Source organism: Paenibacillus piscarius, from assembly GCF_022234545.1.
In the GTDB taxonomy this organism is placed as follows: Bacteria; Bacillota; Bacilli; order Paenibacillales; family Paenibacillaceae; genus Paenibacillus_AQ; species Paenibacillus_AQ piscarius.
Genome location: NZ_JAIEUI010000053.1, coordinates 1 through 763, shown reverse-complemented (window position 1 = coordinate 763; position 763 = coordinate 1). Strand labels below are relative to the sequence as shown.

General features: G+C 53.2%; 1 rRNA gene. It reads left to right on the top strand.

Annotated features, from left to right (window positions below):
* Positions 1 to 763: ribosomal RNA gene (locus K1558_RS32615) — 23S ribosomal RNA — on the top strand; the annotation flags it as partial.

Below are 763 nucleotides of genomic sequence, written 5' to 3'. Positions count from 1 at the left end.
GGCAGGACCATCTGCTAAGGCTAAATACTACCTGGCGACCGATAGTGAATCAGTACCGTGAGGGAAAGGTGAAAAGCACCCCGGAAGGGGAGTGAAATAGAACCTGAAACCGTGTGCTTACAAAAAGTCAGAGCCCGATCTAGGGGTGATGGCGTGCCTTTTGTAGAATGAACCGGCGAGTTACGTTCAACATGCAAGGTTAAGGTGAGAAGCCGGAGCCGCAGCGAAAGCGAGTCTGAATAGGGCGACTGAGTATGTGGGCGTAGACCCGAAACCGTGTGATCTACCCCTGTCCAGGGTGAAGGTGCGGTAACACGCACTGGAGGCCCGAACCCACGTACGTTGAAAAGTGCGGGGATGAGGTGGGGGTAGCGGAGAAATTCCAATCGAACTCGGAGATAGCTGGTTCTCCCCGAAATAGCTTTAGGGCTAGCCTCGGTGAATGGAGTGGTGGAGGTAGAGCACTGATTGGGTGCGGGGCCCGCAAGGGTTACCAAGCTCAGTCAAACTCCGAATGCCACTTACTTCTTGCCGGGAGTCAGACAGTGAGTGCTAAGATCCATTGTCAAAAGGGAAACAGCCCAGACCATCAGCTAAGGTCCCCAAGTGTGTGTTAAGTGGGAAAGGATGTGGAGTTGCACAGACAACCAGGATGTTGGCTTAGAAGCAGCCACCATTGAAAGAGTGCGTAATAGCTCACTGGTCGAGTGACTCTGCGCCGAAAATGTAACGGGGCTAAACACACCACCGAAGCTATGGCTTG